The organism is Pseudomonas sp. (assembly GCF_050739655.1).
In the GTDB taxonomy this organism is placed as follows: domain Bacteria; phylum Pseudomonadota; class Gammaproteobacteria; order Pseudomonadales; family Pseudomonadaceae; genus Aquipseudomonas.
On the sequence record NZ_JBOIBY010000439.1, the window covers coordinates 1 to 2168 of the forward strand.

Sequence of the window (2168 nt, forward strand, 5' to 3'; positions counted from 1 at the left end):
GTTATCGCCTGCTTGCCTATTGCTGCCTCGATGTCTCGGTAAGTGCGTTTCTCAGCGGCGCAGAGAAGCGACCTTCCATCCCTCAGCTGCATCGAAAAGGTCAGCTCGACCTCATCGTCTGCCAACATCACACCGGCGACAGCTCCAATCGGACCAAGAGCCAATGCTCCTGCCAACCCTAAACCGACAGCACTCGATACGTCCCGGTACGAAGTTTCACTGACCACCATGGTGTCGAGTATTTCGGAGGTGGCAATCTTCAGGCCAGGCCATGGATAAACAGCCGTTTGTATCGTTATGAAGCCAGGTTCATAAACCGCACATCCCTCAAGGAAATCCCCGGCCAGAATATTTATTTTTGCCATGCGGTAACCTCCCTGCATTAGCTGCAAGAAAATTCAACGCTCAGCAGGAAGGGGTCGTCAACGACCTATGGACGGGGGACGTCTATTGCCCGACTAATGGAGGATTACGAAAAAGCCCGGCACTGGCCGGGCTTTCTGTAGATGGGCCAAATCCCTTTGGCTGACTGCATTGTGCCTGGCAGGTGTGACGAAGGTGTGACAGGGCAGATACGAAAAGTCCGGTGTTGGGCCTTGATTGCTTTGCATCAGTCATCTTCACGCATGAGATGACTAACACACAGGCACCGTCCTCCGTGAGCGGATTCGACAAGCTGTAGTGGCATTTTGATTGCTCTTGAGCTATTTATCTCTATAGCCGGCATGGAACCGGGTCAAGGAGATGAAATGGTCACTGATCGCGAAATCACACTTGAGCAGGCGCTTGTAGCAATTATTGGAGCGGCCATCGCCAGCGGGCTTGATGTAAAAGGCCTGATGGACAACGCGGCAGCCGGCTTACTTGGAAATGCTTCATACCGCTGGGTTGGGCATCCGCATGTGTCAAACGCCCTTCAGGTGATGATTGATGCATATGATCAAGCCGCGGACACTGCGCCAGTGCAGTAACCAGAGCGTCAGATTTCGACACCGGTCTCGACGAACCTGGCAAGCTGTCGCGCCCCATATTCCTTGACTACGATTTCAGGTCGCGGGCTGACTCATCGGCCGGCACTGTGGCGAGATTGATCAGGCGCCACCCTGCGTGTCCGGAAGCGACAGGTGGAGATTCCAGGTTTTGCTGTTCAGCTATGCTTTCAGCACTTTGTTCAAGAAATGGATTTCACCATGAGCAGCGTAAGAAAGCCGACACAGAGAGAAATCTCCGATGCCCTGGAACTTAGCGAAAGCGAGGTCGCGTTGTACGTTGCAGAGGTAGAGGAAAAGGCCGATGGGTTGGGGCACTGGATCTTTTTCAGTGTATCAACGCCTAACGACATACTGTTCTGGCTCAGGGTCGGTAACAACCTGACGCTTGAAACAGATGCCATAAACCTCCTCTGGACAAAACAATCACCGAGTATCGCTCGTTAGGTCTCCGGAATTGCGCGACAGCTCGGCCACGTTCCCGGCTGCTCCAAGCCTTCGCCTCCGAAATTGACAATAGCCAATTACCAAAGTTGTCCTTCTACAGGTGTTGTGATCTTCATATATGTGCTGGAATAGTAATGCAAATAACTATCAACTACATAGCTCGCCAATACCAATAGGATGATTCGCTTTATTACCGGACTCGTCAGAGCATTCCGAGGGTCATTTCCATCGCCAGTGCAGTGGACAACGCCAGCGCAATCAGCAACGCGATAAACATTAAGCTCAACTGAGCGACCTGCTTATAACGGGGTATCGGCCTAGTCGTGATTCGAGCAATTGATTTATTAGTTGAGGCCATCACCAATCCTCACTTTTCCGGGGAACACGTAATAGCTGCAGAAGGTGTACGTCAGGATCATCGGCAGGATGAACCGTGCGCCAATCAGGGCGAACAGCTGACTGGTGGCTGGTGAGGCCGCCGCCCACAGGGTGAACACAAACGGCGAGCAAGGTCCGCAAGGCATCCTGCGGCGTGGCGTTGGCGGTGGTCAGGGTAAAGCGCATCGGACAGGGCAGGCTTGACCTGAGCAGCAAGGCGACGGAGCCGCATGGTGGCGTCGCGCATTTCATTTTTCACCCCTCCCGTCATGCCGAATCTGGCAAGCCCCGTCGTCTCCAAGATGTCCGGGACGACAGCTATTGCGGGTACCAGGGGGCGGTGCAACTAATGAG

At 53.6% G+C, this 2168-nt stretch carries 3 protein-coding genes and 1 pseudogene; 2 read left to right on the plus strand and 2 right to left on the minus strand.

Going from position 1 to position 2168, the window contains the following annotated elements:
• The coding region (locus tag ACRESJ_RS21215; RefSeq protein ID WP_431759649.1) for a hypothetical protein at nucleotides 1-365 on the minus strand (365 nt) is incomplete at its 3' end.
• Nucleotides 366-749: 384 nt separating this feature from the next.
• Between ACRESJ_RS21215 and ACRESJ_RS21220 the strand changes: the two genes are divergently transcribed.
• Both ACRESJ_RS21220 and ACRESJ_RS21225 read left to right on the plus strand, forming a co-directional pair.
• Nucleotides 750-971 carry a hypothetical protein gene (locus tag ACRESJ_RS21220; protein ID WP_431759650.1) on the plus strand — a complete coding sequence of 74 codons (222 nt, stop codon included), beginning with the start codon at nucleotides 750-752 and terminating at the stop codon, nucleotides 969-971.
• Between the two features lie 153 nt (nucleotides 972-1124).
• On the plus strand, nucleotides 1125-1436 hold the full coding sequence (locus tag ACRESJ_RS21225; RefSeq protein WP_431759651.1) for a hypothetical protein: 312 nt from the start codon (nucleotides 1125-1127) through the stop codon (nucleotides 1434-1436).
• A 344-nt stretch (nucleotides 1437-1780) separates the two neighbouring features.
• Here ACRESJ_RS21225 and ACRESJ_RS21230 read toward each other — a convergent pair.
• Nucleotides 1781-1927 (minus strand): annotated as a pseudogene (locus ACRESJ_RS21230) (ubiquinol oxidase subunit II); the annotation flags it as partial.
• Between the last annotated feature and the right edge of the window lie 241 nt (nucleotides 1928-2168).

Coding starts and splice junctions, on each gene's coding strand:
- ACRESJ_RS21220 (WP_431759650.1), top strand. CDS start 750: ATGGTCACTGATCGCGAAATCACACTTGAGCAGGCGCTTGTAGCAATT.